Raw genomic sequence first — 16,918 nt, forward strand, 5'->3', positions numbered from 1 at the left:
CCCGAAACGGCTCCCCGATGACCGATCTGCTCTCCACCCGCGACGACGCCCTGGCCCTGGCCGTGTTCAACTCCGACGGACTGCTGCCGGCCGTAATCCAGCAATGGGACACCGGCGAGGTGCTCATGCTCGGCTGGATGAACCGGGAGGCCCTGCGCCGCACCCTCAGCGAAGGCCGCGTGACTTTCTGGTCGCGCAGCCGGCAAGAATTCTGGCGCAAGGGCGACACCTCCGGTCACGCCCAGTACGTGAAGTCAGCCGCCCTGGACTGCGACACAGACACCCTCCTCGTCCAGGCCGACCAGGTCGGGGCCGCCTGCCACACGGGCTCGCGCACCTGCTTCGACGGGCGCGGCATCGAGGTCGTGACCGGTGCCCGCCCCGTATCCGGCGGCGCGTCATCGGACAGGGTCTCCATCGATCCTGACTCAACCGACGACCAGAAGGACTGACCATGGCCCCGAGCAGCTCCAACACCGCGTCGACCACCGCCGCTGAGTTCGCGACTTTGATCGCCGACCACCGGGTCATCCCCGTGGTGCGCGAGCTTTTCGCTGACGGTGAGACCCCGGTGGGTATCTACCGCAAGCTCGCCGCTGGGCAGCCGGGCAGCTTCCTGCTCGAGTCCGCAGAGCAGGGTGGGATCTGGTCCCGGTTCTCCTTCGTGGGGGTGTCGTCGTTCGGAGTGCTCACCCAGAAGGGCGACGAGACACGCTGGCTCGACTACGGCCTCTCGGCCGAGCGTGCCCTCGGCGCCGCCGTCGGCCTCGGCCCCCTGGCCGCCCTCGCCGCCCTCTACGAACGCTGGGAAACCCCGCGGATGCCCGGCCACCCGCCCCTGACGGGTGGCCTCGTCGGCTTCATCGGCTGGGAGGCGATCCGTCAGATCGAACGTCTCCCCAACCGGCCGACGACGGACTATGACGTGCCCGGCCAGGCGTTCAGCTTCGTCGCCGACCTTGTTGTGATCGACCACAAATACGGCACCGTCCAGCTCATTGCCAACGTGCTCAATGACGGCCACGACGAGACGGATGCCCTCTGGGCGGCCGCCCAGGCGCGGCTCGACGCGCTGCAGGCCCGACTGGCAGAACCCTCGGAGGCCTGGCTGGCCGAGGTCGACCTGTCCACGCCCGCATTTCCGACCCACCGCACCCGCCGCGAGGATTTCCTCGTCGCGGTCGACGTCGCCAAGGAGCACATCGTCGACGGCGACGTGTTCCAGGTGGTCATCTCGCAGCGTTTCGACCAGGACTGCACGGCTGACCCGATCGACGTCTACCGAGTGCTGCGGAGCCTGAACCCCTCGCCCTATATGTACCTGCTGAGCCTGGAATCCACGGACAAGGAGACGTACTGGATCGTCGGCTCTTCACCGGAGGCCCTGGTCAAGGTGCAAAACGACCGTGTCTTCACGCATCCGATTGCGGGGTCGAAACCGCGCGGCGCGACGCCCGAGGCCGACGCCGACTTCGAAGCCGAGCTCGCGGGCGACGCCAAGGAACGCGCCGAGCACCTCATGCTCGTCGACCTGGCCCGCAACGACCTGCTCAAGGTGTGCACCGCCGGCTCGGTGGAGGTGACCGAGTTCATGCGGATCGAACGCTTCAGCCATATCATGCATCTGGTCTCCTCGGTGGAGGGCAACCTCCTGCCGGGCCGTTCCGCCATCGACGTCTTCCGTGCCACGTTCCCGGCCGGGACCCTCTCCGGAGCGCCGAAACCGCGTGCCCTGGAGATCATCGACGCCCTCGAGCCCACCCAGCGCGGCGTCTATGGGGGAGTGGTCGGTTACTTCGGGTTCGCCGGCGACGCCGACTTGGCCATCGCCATCCGGACCGCGACGATCATGAACGGCGTCGCGCGGGTTCAGGCCGGTGGCGGGCTTGTCGCCGACTCCGACCCGGCCTCCGAATACCAAGAATCACAGAACAAGGCAGCGGCGCCCCTCCGCGCGGTCGCCGTCGCCAACGCCATGAAACGGGTGCGGTAGGTGGCATCCGCACGCCGCGTCAAGCTGGTGAATATCCTTGTCGTCCTCGCTGGCAGCGGACTGGCTCTGCTGGCCTGGACGCAGCCGTGGGTGAACGCCGAGGTGGCGCAGTCCGGTTCGGCCCGGCAGACCATCGAGGTCGCGGGCGCCACGGCCGCGCCCGGAGTCACGGCTCTCGCTCTGGCCGGGATGGCCCTCGCCGGAGCCCTGAGCATCGCTGGTCCCGTGATCCGCCTGGTTCTGGGTGTGCTCGGAGTGCTGCTCGGCTCGTCCGTGTTCCTGTCGGCGTTCCTGGCGATTACCGACCCGGCCACGGCCAGCGCCGGCGCCGTCACCGATGTGACTGGGATCGCCGGCACCGAGTCGGTCGTCGACGCCGTCGTCTCGGCCTCGCTGACGGCGTGGCCGTTCGTCGCCCTCCTCTCCGGCGTGGTCATCGCCGGAGCGGGCGTGTCGGTGCTGGTCACCGCCCGCCACTGGCCCGGTCCGACGTCGCGGTACCAGGCCGTGCGCTTTGCACCGGCCGACCCGGACGATTCGGGCGCCGCAGACGCAGCCGGCCAGGAGCGAGACTCCATTGACGACTGGGACGGACTGAGCCGCGGTGAGGACCCCACCGGCCCGCGCTGAATCGAGACCTGATTCCCGGTTTAGCCGGCTTCACGGGCAGGCCGGTGAAGCGCGAGGCCGCTAGACTTGTTCTGCCCGTCAACGCACAAAAGGAGAACCATGAGCTTCGAATCGGTAGACCCAGGCGAAGGCCATTCGATCGCGGCCTGGACCGCCGTCACCATCATGCTTTTGGCCATCACCATCGGTACCGTCGCTTTCTTCCTTGTAATCCCCTGGCTCGTCTGGGCCTCCGCGGGCCTCCTCGTGGTAGGCCTCCTGGTCGGATGGATCCTGTCCAAGGTCGGCTACGGCGTGACCATTTCCTCGCACCAGGGCCGCTAGTCGAGTGCTGTCTGACCTTCTAGCCGGGGCGGTCGCCGACGCGCACCAGCGTCGCGTCTCACGTCCGTTCAGCCTCGTCGAGGCGGAAGCGCTCGACCGTTCGCCCGCGATCGACGCCCTGTCCGTGCTTGCTCCGGCGGACCGGGTCAAGATCATCGCGGAGGTCAAGCGAGCCAGCCCGTCGCGCGGCACCCTGGCCGAGATCTCCGACCCTGCCTCCCTCGCCGTGTCCTACGAGTTCGGCGGCGCGAGCGCAATCAGCGTGCTCACCGAAGGCCGCAAGTTCCTGGGGTCGCTGTCCGACCTCGAACAGGTGCGCGCGGCCGTGCGAATCCCGGTACTGCGCAAGGACTTCATCGGCGAGCCCTACCAGGTCTTCGAGGCCAGGGCAGCCGGCGCCGACATGGTGCTGCTCATCGTCGCGGCCCTAGACCAGGCCACCCTCGTCTCACTGCACGACCTCGTGCGCCAGCTCGGCATGACCGCACTGGTCGAGACTCACAGCGCAGAGGAAGTCGACCGAGCCGTCTCCATCGGTGCGAGCCTGGTCGGGGTCAATGCCCGCGACCTCACCACGTTCCAGCTCGACCAGAACCTCTTCGGTCGGCTCGCCGACCAGATTCCGTCCGGCGTGGTGCGCGTGGCGGAGTCCGCCGTGAAAACCGCGGCGGACGTGGCGCACTACCGCGCCGCCGGCGCCGACATCGTGCTCGTCGGCGAGGCCCTCGTCACGGGCGATCCCATCCGCACCCTCTCCGAATTCCTGGCGGTTTAAATGTCAACGTCTCTCAGAACAGAAGCAGGCCCGTACTTCGGCGACTTCGGCGGGAGGTTCGTGCCGGAATCACTCATCGCGGCCCTCGACGAACTCACCAACGAGTACGGGCTGGCCCGGCAGGACCCGGCCTTCGCGGCCGAGCTGATGGAACTGCACCGCACCTACACTGGTCGACCGTCGTTGATCACCGAGGTGCCGCGGTTTGCGGCGCATGCCGGCGGGGCCCGCATCATTCTGAAGCGGGAGGACCTCAACCACACCGGTTCACATAAGATCAACAACGTGCTCGGCCAGGCCCTGCTCACCAAGCGAATCGGCAAGTCGCGCGTGATCGCCGAGACCGGAGCCGGTCAGCACGGTGTGGCGGCCGCTACGGCCGCCGCCCTCTTCGGACTGGACTGCGTGGTCTACATGGGCGAGGTCGACACGGAGCGACAGGCCCTGAACGTGGCCCGGATGCGCCTCCTTGGCGCCGAGGTCGTCGCGGTCAAGACGGGTTCTCGCACCCTCAAGGATGCGATCAACGACGCCATGCGCGACTGGGTCACCAACGTCGAGACCACCAACTACATCTTTGGAACGGTCGCGGGTCCGCATCCGTTCCCCGCCATGGTGCGCGACTTCCAGAAAATCATCGGTGAAGAAGCGCGCCAACAGGTCCTGGACCTCACCGGAAGCCTCCCCGACGCCGTCACGGCCTGTGTCGGCGGCGGCTCGAACGCCATGGGCATCTTCCACGCCTTTCTCGACGACCCGGACGTGGCCCTGTTCGGCTACGAGGCCGGCGGCGACGGAGCGGAGACTCTCCGCCACGCGGCGACGATCACCAAGGGGCGCCCCGGCGTCCTGCATGGTGCCCGCAGTCTCCTCCTTCAGGACGAAGACGGTCAGACTGTGGAGTCGCACTCGATCTCCGCGGGTCTGGACTACCCCGGAGTGGGGCCCGAGCACGCCTGGCTCGCCAGCATCGGGCGGGTCACCTACCTGCCGGTCACCGATGACGAGGCGATGAGCGCCCTCCGGCTGCTCAGCCGAACCGAGGGCATCATCCCCGCCATCGAATCGGCGCATGCCCTCGCCGGCACCCTCGAGCTCGGCAAGCAGCTCGGCCCTGAGGCCACCATCCTGGTGAACCTCAGTGGTCGCGGAGACAAGGACATGGAAACCGCAGGTCGATATTTCGACCTGCTCGACTCAGGCGCGGAACAGTCATGAGCGCCCGGACAGGCCACGGCATGGCACCCGGAATGACGAGCATGGTCGAGGCGACCATCGCGCGCCGGCGCTCCGAGGGCGGCGGCGCCCTGATCGGCTACCTGCCGGTCGGTTTCCCCACCCTCAGCGAGAGCATTGATGCTGCCGTCGCCATCGCCAATAGCGGCGTCGACATCCTCGAGCTGGGACTGCCTTACACCGATCCCGTGATGGACGGTCCGGTCATTCAGGCGGCGACCCAGCAGGCCCTGGCCAACGGATTCCGCCTCCGCCACGGGATCGAGGCCGTCGCGGCGATCACCGCGCAGGTGAACGTGCCCGTCCTGGTGATGACCTACTGGAACCCGATCCTGCAGTACGGGGTCGATCGGTTCGCCGACGACCTGCTCGCGGTCGGCGGCGCCGGCCTGATCACCCCCGACCTCATCCCGGATGACTCAGCTGCCTGGGTTGCCGCCAGCACACGCACCGGCCTGGACCGGGTCTTCCTCGCTGCGCCCTCCTCGTCCGACGATCGACTGCGCCAGGCAGTGGATGCGAGCCGCGGCTTCGTCTATGCGGTCTCGACCATGGGCATCACGGGAGCCCGCGGCGACGTCGACTCCGCTGCCCGGGTGCTCGTCGACCGGCTGCGCGCCGCTGGGTCCACGAGCGCCTGTGTGGGCCTCGGTATCTCCACCCCGGAGCAGGTCAGGGAGATTCTGGCCTACGCCGACGGCGCCATCGTCGGATCCGCGCTGGTCAAAGCGCTGTCCGACGGAGGAGTCTCGGCCGTTGCCGCCCTCGCCCGCGACCTGGCCGCCGGGGCCAGGGACATCCGCCCCACCAGCTAAGCCCCCCCAGCTAAGGTATGTTGACCGAGGCGGTCTCGGCCATTCCGGAGTGCCCGGCGTCACGATGAAAGGTAGTTCCCAGGTGTCTTTTCTTCTGAGCATCCCGAGCCCGAGCCCCGACTGGAGCTCCTTCACCCTCGGCCCGTTCACCATCCACGCCTACGCTCTCTGCATCCTGGCCGGGATCGTCGCCGCCACCGTCATGACCTCCCGGAGGTTGACGAAGCGGGGCGGCGAACCGGGCGTGGTCCTCGACATCATCCTCTGGGCCGTTCCGCTCGGCATCGTGGGCGCCCGCATCTACCACGTGCTCACCCACCCGGGTGACTACTTCTACGAGGGTGCCAACCCGTGGGACGTCATTGCGATCTGGGAGGGCGGCAACGCCATCTTCGGAGCGCTTCTGGGCGGCGCCGTCGGCGCGTACATCGGTTGCCGGATGTCCGGCATCCGTTTCTGGGCTTTCGCCGACGCCCTGGCGCCCGGGATGCTCGTGGCGCAGGCTATGGGACGACTCGGCAACTGGTTCAACGAGGAACTCTTTGGGCTGCCCACCGACCTACCCTGGGGTCTGGAGATCTCCGCGGCCAACCCTGCCTTCCCGATCGGGCTGCCCCCCGAAACCCTGTTTCACCCAACCTTCCTTTACGAAATGATCTGGAACGTCGTCGGCGTCGTCCTGATCCTGGCGATCGAACGCAAGGTCGCCCTCCAGTGGGGCAAGGCTTTCGGCGTGTACCTGATCTGGTACGGCCTCGGCCGCAGCTTCTTCGAATCGATTCGGGTCGATCCGAGCGAGATGTTCTTCGGTATCCGCACCAATGTGTGGGCTGCCTATGCCGCCATTCTGGTGGGGATCATTCTGATCGTCGTGCAGAGTCGTCGCCACACCGGACTGCCGGTGAGCGTGTACGTACCCGGCCGGGAGTGGAAGGGCCTCGACCCTGAGGTAGAATCTGAAGAGTTTGATTCGGACTTAGCGGATCACGGTGATGAGGCCGTGCGTCCCGCCGACGAGAACAACGTTGCAGCCACAAGCACCAGCAACTCGCGCCTCTAGGCTCAGGTAACCACAACCTGTTCCACGGCTTGTGACCCGGTATGACGGGCCGCCGCGCAAATGTCTACCTGAGCGGGCCAACGTCGTCCCCACTTGACAGTTACCTTCGTGAGGACGGTCCAATGCCGCAAACACCCCTCTTCGCGCGCTTCAGCAGCGTGCCGAAGCCGCAGGGCCTCTACAACCCGGCCGACGAGCGCGACGCCTGTGGTCTGGCCATGGTCGCCACGTTGCGAGGCACCGCCGGCCACGACATCATCACCCTCGCGCTCGATGCGCTTCGCAATCTCGAGCACCGCGGTGCGGTCGGCTCGGACGCCGGCACCGGCGACGGCGCGGGCATCATCACCCAGATCCCCGACGAATTCCTCCGGGCGGTGACCGAGTTCACCCTGCCCGAGGCAGGCCGATACGCCGTCGGCAATGTTTTCCTGCCCACCGACCCCACCGCCCGGAGCGCCATCAAGCGCCAGATCAACCGGATCGCGCAGGAGGAGGGGCTGGTCCTTCTGGGCTGGCGCGAAGTGCCCGTGCGCCCCGACGAGGTCGGCAACCTCGCCCGCGCGGCCATGCCGGCCATCCAACAACTATTCGTGCAGAGCGCTCGCATGACCGAGTCCGGTCTGTTGCTCGGCGACATCGCGCTAGACCGGCAGACCCTGCGTCTGCGAAAACGTGCCGAGCGCGAGCTGGCGATCTACTTCGCGTCCCTGTCCTGTCGCACCATGGTCTACAAGGGCATGGTGACGACGCTGCAGCTGGAGCCGTTCTACCCTGACCTGTCCGATCCCCGCTTCGTATCGAAGCTCGCCCTTGTGCACTCGCGCTATTCCACCAACACCTTCCCGTCCTGGCCACTCGCGCAGCCGTTCCGCATGATCGCCCATAATGGCGAGATCAACACTGTGCAGGGCAACCGCAACTGGATGCAGGCGCGTCAGTCCCAGCTCGAGTCGGAGCTGCTCGGCGATCTGGCGCCACTGCTGCCGATCGTCACCCCCGGCGGCAGCGACTCGGCCTCCTTCGACGAGGTGGTGGAACTGCTCAGCCTGTCCGGGCGGTCCCTGCCGCACGCCGTCATGATGATGGTGCCCGAGGCCTGGGAAAACCAGACCGATCTCGACGAGGACCGACGAGCGTTCTACGAGTACCACTCCATGCTGATGGAGCCGTGGGACGGCCCGGCCGCGATCGTGTTCACTGACGGCTCCCTCGTCGGAGCCACCCTCGACCGCAACGGCCTGCGTCCCGGCCGGTACCTCATCACCGACGACGGTCTCGTCGTACTCGCCAGCGAGATCGGCGTGCTTGACATCGACCCCAGCCACGTCGTGCGGAAGGGCCGCTTGCGCCCCGGCAAGATGTTCCTCGTCGACACCGTGGCCGGCCGGCTGATCGAAGACGACGAGATCAAAGCCGACCTCGCGGCGAGCGAGCCGTGGGGAACCTGGCTGGACGACGGCCGGATCAACCTCAAGGACCTTCCCGACCGGGAGCACATCGTGCACCCGCCGGCATCCGTCGTTCGTCGCCAGCGCACGTTCGGCTACACCGAGGAAGAGGTTCGGATTCTTCTGGCTCCGATGGCGCGCCTCGGCGGGGAACCGCTCGGTGCCATGGGGTCCGACACACCCATTGCCGTGCTCAGCGAACGTCCCCGGCTCCTGTTCGACTACTTCACCCAACAGTTCGCCCAAGTGACGAACCCGCCGCTCGACTCGATCCGCGAGGAAGTCGTCACCTCCCTCAAGCTCGGGCTCGGGCCCGAGCGCAACCTGCTGTCGGTGGGTCCCGAGCACGCCCGGCAGGTCGTGCTCGATTTCCCCGTGATCGACAACGACGAGTTGGCCAAGATCCAGCACATCGACATCGCGCCCGGCAGCCGCACCACCACGACCATCCGCGGTCTCTACCGGTTCGAAGACGGGCCGGACGCCCTCGCGGCGCGCATCGCCGCGATGTGCGCCGAGGCCGACGCGGCCATCGAGAACGGCGCGATGTTCCTCGTCCTGTCCGACCGGGACTCCAACAAGGACCTGGCCCCCATCCCGTCGCTGCTGATGATCGCCGCGGTGCACCACCACCTGATCCGTACCGAGAACCGGATGAAGGTCGGCATCGTGGTCGAGGCCGGCGATGTGCGCGAGGTTCACCACGTCGCACTGCTCATCGGCTACGGCGCCTCCGCCGTCAACCCGTACCTTGCAATGGAAACCTGCGAGGACCTCGTGCGTAGCGGCTACATCACCGACGGCACCCCGGAACAGGCCGTGCACAACGTGATCAAGGCCCTCGGTAAGGGTGTGCTCAAGATCATGTCCAAGATGGGCATCTCAACCGTGTCGTCCTATGCCGGCGCCCAGACGTTCGAAGCCGTCGGCCTGAATCAGGAATTCGTCGACCAGTACTTCACCGGCACGACCAGCAAACTCGGCGGCATCGGCATCGACGTCATCGCAGCCGAGAACGAGGCCCGTCACCGGGCGGCGTACCCCGAGGACGCCGCGGTCACCGCCCACGAGCGCCTCGCCACCGGCGGAGAATACCAGTGGCGCCGCGACGGCTCACCGCACCTGTTCAACCCGGACACCATCTTCCGGCTCCAGCACTCCACCCGCACCCGCCGGTACGACATCTTCCGCGAGTACACCAAGCTCGTCGACGACCAGGCATCGAGCCTGATGACGCTACGCGGCATGTTCACCTTCACCAGCGGCAAGCGCCACCCCGTGCCGCTCGACGAGGTCGAACCCGTCTCCGCCATAGTGAAGCGGTTCGCGACGGGCGCGATGAGCTACGGATCCATCTCCGCCGAAGCGCACGAGACCCTCGCGATCGCGATGAATCGCCTCGGTGGCAAGTCCAACACGGGTGAGGGCGGCGAAGATCTCGACCGCCTGCTCGACCCGGAACGGCGCAGCGCGGTCAAGCAGGTCGCATCCGGGCGGTTCGGCGTGACCAGTATGTACCTGTCCCATGCCGACGACATCCAGATCAAGCTCGCCCAGGGCGCCAAGCCCGGCGAAGGCGGCCAGCTGCCGCCCACCAAGGTCTACCCGTGGATCGCGCGCACCCGGCACGCGACTGCCGGCGTCGGCCTCATCTCGCCGCCCCCGCACCACGACATCTACTCGATAGAAGACCTCAAACAGCTCATCTTCGACCTGAAGCGGGCGAACCCGTCCGCACGCATCCACACCAAGCTCGTCAGCCAGTCGGGCATCGGCGCGGTGGCCGCGGGCGTGGCAAAGGCGCTCTCCGATGTAATTCTGATCTCCGGTCACGACGGCGGCACGGGCGCCAGCCCGCTGAACTCCCTCAAGCACGCCGGCACTCCCTGGGAGCTCGGCCTGGCCGAGACCCAGCAGACCCTGATGCTCAACGGGATGCGTGACCGCGTCGTGCTGCAGGTCGACGGGCAGTTGAAGACCGGTCGCGACGTCATCATCGGCGCCCTGCTCGGCGCCGAGGAGTTCGGCTTCGCCACGGCACCGCTGATCGTGGAGGGCTGCGTCATGATGCGCGTCTGCCACCTGGACACCTGCCCGGTGGGCGTGGCCACCCAGAACCCCGAATTGCGCAAGCGTTTCACGGGCAAGGCCGAGCATGTCGTCAACTTCTTCGAGTTCATCGCCCAGGAGGTGCGCGAATACCTCGCCGAACTCGGGTTCCGCAGCCTGGACGAGGCCATCGGCCACCGCGAGGTTCTCGACGTCAACGGCGCGCTGACCCACTGGAAGGCCTCGGGCCTCGACCTATCGCCCATCCTGGTCGGCCCGGACTTCTCGGCGGGAGAACCACGACAGTCCGGCCGAGCGCAGGAGCACGAGCTCGAACTCCATTTCGACAATGAACTGATCCGCCAGAGTGCGAGTGTGCTCGAGCATGGCGGCCAGATCACCCTGTCGCTGCCCATTCGCAACACCGAACGCGCCGTGGGCACCATGCTCGGGCACGAGGTCACGGTTCGTCATGGCGAGAACGGTCTGCCATCAGGCTCTATCGACGTCACCCTCACCGGAAGCGCCGGCCAATCCTTCGGCGCCTTCCTGCCCAGTGGGATCATCTTGCGGCTGGAGGGCGACTCCAACGACTACGTCGGCAAGGGGCTCTCCGGTGGCCAGATCACCGTGCGGCCCGACCGGGGCAGCCTGTTCAAGGCAGAACAGAACGTGATCGCGGGCAACGTGATCGGCTACGGCGCCACGCAGGGCAGCATGTTCATCCGTGGCATCGTGGGTGAACGCTTCCTGGTCCGCAACTCCGGCGCCACCGCCGTCGTCGAGGGCGTCGGCGACCACGCCCTCGAGTACATGACGGGGGGACTGGCCGTCATTCTGGGCGATACCGGGCGCAATCTCGGGGCCGGGATGTCCGGCGGAACGGCCTACGTCTACGGGCTCAGCACCGAGAACGTCAACCGTCAGGCCCTTGATTCCGGCGAGCTCGCGCTCCTGCCGCTCGGCAGCGCGGATCGGGAGATCGTGCGCGACCTGCTCGAGCAGCACCGGGACCAGACCGATTCCGCCCTGGCGGCCCGGCTGCTGGCCGACGTAGACAACACCATGTCCACTTTCGTCAAGGTTCTGCCGCGTGACTACGCAGCGGTCCTGGCAACCAGACAGACCGCCGTAACGGAGGGGCTCGACCCTGACGGAGTCGTCGTCTGGAACCGAATCTTGGAGGCAACCAATGGCTGATCCGAAGGGATTCCTGAAGACGACGGAGCGGGAGCTTCCGGCCCGTCGTCCTGTGTCCGTGCGCCTGATGGACTGGAAAGAGGTCTATGAGCAGCGCGACTCTGCCGTGCTGAAGCGCCAAGCCGGTCGGTGCATGGACTGCGGAGTGCCGTTCTGCCAGCAGGGCTGCCCGCTGGGCAACATCATCCCCGAATGGAACGACCTCACCTGGCGCGGCGAGGGTCGGCAGGCGATCGAGCGGCTGCACTCCACCAACAACTTCCCGGAGTTCACCGGGCGCCTCTGCCCGGCGCCGTGCGAATCGTCCTGTGTTCTTGGCATCAGCCAGCCCGCGGTCACGATCAAGCAGGTCGAGGTCTCCATCGTCGATCAGGCGTTTGCCAACGGATGGGTGCAGCCTCAGCCTCCAGGACGTTTGACCGGCAAGACCGTCGCCGTCGTCGGCTCGGGGCCGGCCGGCCTCGCGGCGGCCCAGCAGCTCACCCGGGCCGGTCACACGGTGGCGGTCTTCGAACGGGACGACCGGATCGGCGGGCTGCTGCGCTACGGCATCCCCGACTTCAAGATGGAGAAGAGGCACCTCGAGACCCGACTGGCCCAAATGACCGCCGAGGGAACCCGCTTCCGGGCGGGCGTCACGATAGGCGAGGACATCACCTGGGACGACCTCCGAGCCCGCTATGACGCCGTCGTCATCGCGACGGGCGCCATGGTTCCTCGCGACCTGCCCATCCCCGGACGCGACCTGCCCGGCGTGCACTTCGCCATGGAATACCTGGTGCAGCAGAACAGAGTCGGCGCCGGCGACACGGTCGACCAGCAGATCACTGCGGAGGGCAAGCACGTGGTTGTGCTCGGCGGCGGCGACACCGGCGCGGACTGCATCGGCACGGCGCACCGCCAGTCCGCCGCATCCGTGACCAATCTCGCCATCGGGCGCCAGCCCGGCACCGAACGACCCGAACACCAGCCTTGGCCGTTGTCGCCGACTCTGTTCGAGGTGTCAAGTGCCCACGAAGAGGGCGGTATCCGGGAATTCCTGGTGTCAACGGTCGAATTCCTGGCCAACGAGGCCGGGGAGGTGCGCGCCATTCGCGTGGCAGAGACCGAGTTCCTAGACGGGCGTCGCGTGCCGAAAGCGGGCACGGAGCGTGAGATCCCCGCGGACCTGGTGCTCCTGTCCATGGGTTTCACGGGTCCCGAGTCACGCGCGCTGACCGAGCAGCTGCACGTGCCGGTCGATGGGCGGAGTAATGTCGAGCGTGACGTTAATTACCAGACCAGTCACGAGGGCGTGTTTGTGGCTGGTGATGCCGGCCGTGGCCAGTCGCTCATCGTTTGGGCGATCGCTGAGGGCCGTGCTGCCGCGGCAGCAGTCGACAAATTCCTCGAAGGCGAGACGCAATTGCCTGCACCGGTCAAGCCGACCGATCATGCCTTCGCAATCTGATTGGTCGCTGATCCAGTGATTCAATTCCAAGAGATCCACCACCTTGTGGTCTCCCACCCATCAACAGTGAATATGCGCCAATACAGCGCGGAAACCGGAGTTTTTTTAGCATGAGACGCGCCAAAATCGTCGCCACCCTTGGGCCGGCAGCTTCCAGCTATGACCAGATTCGAGCTCTGATCGATGCCGGCGTCGACGTTTGCCGGATGAACCTCAGCCACGGGGACTACCAAGTCCACGAGGGTGTTTATGCGAATGTACGCAAAGCCGCGAACGACTCCGGTCGCGCCGTTGCCGTCATGGTCGACCTGCAGGGGCCGAAGATCCGTCTCGGAAAATTCGAGGGCGGCCCTTACGAACTGGCCGTGGGTGACATTTTTAAGATCACGACGGAAGACATCCTTGGCAACAAGGATCTCTCGGGCACCACGTACAAGGGTCTTCCTCAAGACGTCAAGCCGGGCGACTTCCTGCTGATTGACGACGGCAAGGTCAAGGTCGAGGTCGTAGCCACAAACGACACCGTCGTGACGACCACGGTCATCGTCGCGGGCCCCGTCTCGAACAACAAGGGTATCAACCTTCCCGGTGTCGCCGTGAATGTGCCGGCTTTGTCCGAAAAGGACGAGGCCGACCTGCGCTGGGGTCTCCGCCTCGGCACAGACCTGATCGCCCTGTCGTTCGTGCGCGACGCCGCCGACATCACCCGCGTGCACGAAATCATGGAAGAAGAAGGTCGTCGCGTTCCCGTGATCGCGAAGATCGAGAAGCCGCAGGCCGTCGAGAACCTCGAGGGCATCGTCGATGCGTTCGACGCCATCATGGTCGCCCGTGGCGACCTGGGTGTGGAACTGCCCCTCGAGGCCGTTCCGATCGTGCAGAAGCACGCCGTGGAGCTGGCCCGCCGGATGGCCAAGCCGGTCATTGTGGCGACGCAGATGCTCGAGTCCATGATCCACAGCCCGGTCCCGACGCGCGCGGAGACGTCCGACGTCGCCAACGCCGTGCTGGACGGTGCGGATGCGGTCATGCTCAGCGGCGAGACCAGCGTCGGTGAATACCCCGTCGTGACGGTCCAGACGATGGCGCGCATCGTCGCGTCGACCGAGGACCACGGTCTGGAGCGCATCGCCCCGCTGACGAACAAGCCGCGCACGCAGGGCGGCGCGATCACCCTTGCCGCCATCGAGGTTGCCGAGTTCGTCGAGGCGAAGTTCCTCTGCATCTTCACCGAGTCCGGTGACTCGGTGCGACGGATGTCCCGTCTGCGGTCAAAGATTCCCATGCTGGCCTTCACGCCGGAGGCCGGTATCCGTCGACGTCTGGCCCTCACCTGGGGTATCCAGACCTACCTGGTCGACCGTGTCACGCACACGGACGCCATGTTCGGTCAGGTCGACGACATCCTGCTCGGCCAGGGTCTGGCTCAGCTCGGTGACAAGGTCGTCGTGATCAGCGGGTCCCCTCCCGGAATCGCGGGTTCCACGAATGACATCCGTGTGCACCGCGTCGGCGATGCCCACAATGAAGTTCACCCGGCGTACGCGAAGAACTAGCGTCTGCCGGGAATGCCCCGACGCCCGTGACACTCACGGACGGCGGGGCTTTCTCGTTCTCGGGACACAGCCGGCGATAGTCGAACCCACCGCCTCGGGCGGCACCCTGTTCCCCTTCGGTGCCGCCCATGAGGCTGTGCGCGTAAACTCCGTGATGGAGCGTGACCGAACTTCCCGTGGCTTGCGCAGGTCCCCCGACCCGGTAGCGTAGACATGTTCAATCAGGGTTCACGTTAGCACCTGTTGTACATGTCTAACGTTCGCTGGAGGGCCCCCGAAGGGGGTGAAGGCGTCACGGAGTGGGGGACCCAGCCTGAATTACGAAACACGCACGGAGCGGGCGCGCGAGCTGGTGGATGCTCTCGGACTGCCCTGTCCGTTGACGGTCCAGACGCTCCACCGCCACATGGAGGGCCTGCGTGGAAAGCCCATCGTCATCCGCGCGGCCAGCCCTGCGCTGATCGCATCCGGCGTCTGTGGCCTGTGGATCGCGGTCACGGGGGAGAACTTCGAGCGCATCCACCATGTGCCCACCGACTCCGCTGTTCACCGGCAGCAGTTCATCAACCACGAGTTCGGGCACATGATATTGCGGCATGACACTGTGCTCGTGCCGTCGGAGCGGGTCGCGCTGCTTGCTCCGCTCATTCCGCTGGACTCCATCGCCTACGCGTTGTCCCGCAGCAACTTCACCGACGAGCAGGAGGCTCTGGCCGAGGCGATCGGTGACCGGCTGGCCCTGCTCATGCTGCGCGACAGCACCGACGCGGCCAACGGTCCTCGGACCGGATTCGGCCGGGTGCTGTAGTGCAGATCATCCTGCTGTCTGTGTCGGCATTGATCTGGATCGCCACAATATTGTGCGTGCCGTCGGTCCTTCGCGGTCGTCGTCGCCGGCTCTTTTGGGTACTCGTTGCTTTCGGGACGACAATGACCCTGCAACCGTACGTCGTGTACAACGCCGTCGACGGACTGCTGGGTGGGAACAACGTTGCCTATTTCAGCTTTCATGCCACTGCGATCGTTACCATTGGCCTCCTGGACGGCATCGTGCAGGAGGCCGTGTCCGTGGGCGGTCTCACGCGGCGGAGGAACCAGGTGACCGCAGTCGTCACCGGCGCGATTGTCACCGCCCAGGCTGTCCTGTTCTTCGGCGGAGACTGGCGTTTTCGAGACCAGATCCACGAGGCATTTCCGAATCGTTGGGATTTCGCCGCCTACTCGTCCACCACCTGGATTGCGATGGCACTCTTCTCCGTGTCGGTCGGTTCGGCATGCCTGTCCGATCTGCGCCATCAGCATCGGTTGATCACTCGGGCGTCTATCGCTCTCGTTGTGCTCGGTTGCCTCGGGGTTCTGATCTACACCATCGTCAGCTTCGCCAGCGTGACCGCAGCCCTTTTCAGTCCGAGCTTTTCCTTTGAGGGGTGGCCCTTCACTGTGTACCACATCGCCCTCGCCACCGCGCCTGTCTGCCTCGGTCTGGGGCTCGGTCTGACTGCCATGGAAGTGGGTATCCAGGCACTGTCGAAGACCAGCCGCGACCGGGTGCTGCTGTGGCGGATCACCCCGTTGTGGGAGCGTCTGCTGGCAGGGTCTCCGGAGCTCAGCATCGAGCGCGACCTTTCGCGCGCCGGGTTGCTTCTTGTGCGGGCTCCCGGCGCTCACCTGTACCGGCGGTACGTCGAGGTACGGGATAGCCTGCTCGTCGACCCGGACCAGAGTTTGTCGGTATCCGAACGGATGCTCATCAACGCCGCCGAGGACCACGTGCGGGGCATCCCCGGCGCAGCCTCTACTGTCACCTCCCTTGCCCGCCCCGTGACACCCCGACAGGACCACACATCGTGATTGACCCGCGAGTAGCCGGCGACAGGCCAGGCATCCCCGGTGAGCCGATCAGCCCCCAGCGCGAGCTGGCGCGCAAACTCAATCTCCTGCTCGACGTGGTCGTTGCCGAGGGGAACACGCCGCATACCTACAAGCAGATCGCGGCAGGCCTCCAGGAGCGGGGGCTGTCCCTCTCCCGTGCCCGCTGGGCCTACATGATCACGGGGGACGGGCCGCTCGTCACCGACGTCGACTTGCTCACCGGAATCGGAGAGTTCTTCCGCATCCCGCCGGAATACCTCCTAGGATCCGACGACGACCTGCCGGAGCGCGTAGATTCACAGCTCGCATTCGTGAAAAGCCTGCGCGCCAGGCGCGTCGTCAGCTTCGCGGCGCGCACTCTCGGCGATGTCTCACCGGAGACGCTTCGATCGATCACAGCACTGTTGGAAGAAGACATGCAGGCCGGCGACGCTGTGCGGCGACCGCCCGCTGACTAGGCCGCGGAACGGATCGCGACGAAAAAACATCTGCTGAACAGGGGTTTTA

The 16,918-nt window shown here is 66.3% G+C and carries 14 protein-coding genes; all 14 read left to right on the forward strand.

All coding sequences use genetic code 11. From position 1 onward, the window contains the following. The first annotated feature begins 17 nt into the window (after positions 1 to 17). A complete protein-coding gene (gene hisI, locus E3O65_RS10440) occupies positions 18 to 452 on the forward strand; it encodes a phosphoribosyl-AMP cyclohydrolase (RefSeq protein ID WP_134363665.1) in 435 nt (144 codons plus the stop codon). Positions 453 to 454: 2 nt separating this feature from the next. Further along, positions 455 to 1,993: an anthranilate synthase component I gene (locus tag E3O65_RS10445; protein ID WP_134363666.1), complete on the forward strand. Its 1,539-nt coding sequence runs from the start codon at positions 455 to 457 to the stop codon at positions 1,991 to 1,993. Further along, the gene (locus tag E3O65_RS10450) at positions 1,994 to 2,623 is read left to right on the forward strand and encodes a Trp biosynthesis-associated membrane protein (protein WP_134363667.1); all 630 of its coding nucleotides are present in this window, start codon (positions 1,994 to 1,996) and stop codon (positions 2,621 to 2,623) included. It abuts the gene before it with no gap. 99 nt (positions 2,624 to 2,722) lie between these two features. Continuing rightward, on the forward strand, positions 2,723 to 2,947 hold the full coding sequence (locus E3O65_RS10455) for a DUF6704 family protein (protein ID WP_134363668.1): 225 nt from the start codon (positions 2,723 to 2,725) through the stop codon (positions 2,945 to 2,947). A gap of 4 nt (positions 2,948 to 2,951) precedes the next feature. Beyond that, on the forward strand, positions 2,952 to 3,722 hold the full coding sequence (gene trpC, locus E3O65_RS10460) for an indole-3-glycerol phosphate synthase TrpC (protein WP_134363669.1): 771 nt from the start codon (positions 2,952 to 2,954) through the stop codon (positions 3,720 to 3,722). After that, entirely contained in the window at positions 3,723 to 4,940 is a 1,218-nt protein-coding gene (trpB, locus tag E3O65_RS10465; protein WP_134363670.1) for a tryptophan synthase subunit beta, read from the forward strand. Between the two features lie 32 nt (positions 4,941 to 4,972). Further along, positions 4,973 to 5,773: a tryptophan synthase subunit alpha gene (trpA, locus tag E3O65_RS10470; RefSeq protein WP_198411649.1), complete on the forward strand. Its 801-nt coding sequence runs from the start codon at positions 4,973 to 4,975 to the stop codon at positions 5,771 to 5,773. 64 nt (positions 5,774 to 5,837) lie between these two features. Beyond that, entirely contained in the window at positions 5,838 to 6,833 is a 996-nt protein-coding gene (lgt, locus tag E3O65_RS10475) for a prolipoprotein diacylglyceryl transferase (protein ID WP_134363671.1), read from the forward strand. Positions 6,834 to 6,955: 122 nt separating this feature from the next. After that, entirely contained in the window at positions 6,956 to 11,533 is a 4,578-nt protein-coding gene (gene gltB / locus E3O65_RS10480; protein WP_134363672.1) for a glutamate synthase large subunit, read from the forward strand. Then, a complete protein-coding gene (locus tag E3O65_RS10485; RefSeq protein WP_134363673.1) occupies positions 11,526 to 12,983 on the forward strand; it encodes a glutamate synthase subunit beta in 1,458 nt (485 codons plus the stop codon). The genes gltB and E3O65_RS10485 overlap by 8 nt, the downstream gene beginning before the upstream one ends. Before the next feature lie 110 nt (positions 12,984 to 13,093). Continuing rightward, a complete protein-coding gene (gene pyk / locus E3O65_RS10490) occupies positions 13,094 to 14,539 on the forward strand; it encodes a pyruvate kinase (RefSeq protein ID WP_134363674.1) in 1,446 nt (481 codons plus the stop codon). Between the two features lie 352 nt (positions 14,540 to 14,891). After that, on the forward strand, positions 14,892 to 15,347 hold the full coding sequence (locus tag E3O65_RS10495; protein WP_206750829.1) for a hypothetical protein: 456 nt from the start codon (positions 14,892 to 14,894) through the stop codon (positions 15,345 to 15,347). A gap of 122 nt (positions 15,348 to 15,469) precedes the next feature. Beyond that, positions 15,470 to 16,390: a DUF6545 domain-containing protein gene (locus E3O65_RS10500; RefSeq protein WP_134363676.1), complete on the forward strand. Its 921-nt coding sequence runs from the start codon at positions 15,470 to 15,472 to the stop codon at positions 16,388 to 16,390. Further along, positions 16,387 to 16,869: a hypothetical protein gene (locus E3O65_RS10505; RefSeq protein ID WP_241985598.1), complete on the forward strand. Its 483-nt coding sequence runs from the start codon at positions 16,387 to 16,389 to the stop codon at positions 16,867 to 16,869. The genes E3O65_RS10500 and E3O65_RS10505 overlap by 4 nt, the downstream gene beginning before the upstream one ends. The last annotated feature ends 49 nt before the right edge of the window (positions 16,870 to 16,918 follow it).

The organism is Cryobacterium breve, assembly GCF_004402375.1.
Classification (GTDB): Bacteria; Actinomycetota; Actinomycetes; order Actinomycetales; family Microbacteriaceae; genus Cryobacterium; species Cryobacterium breve.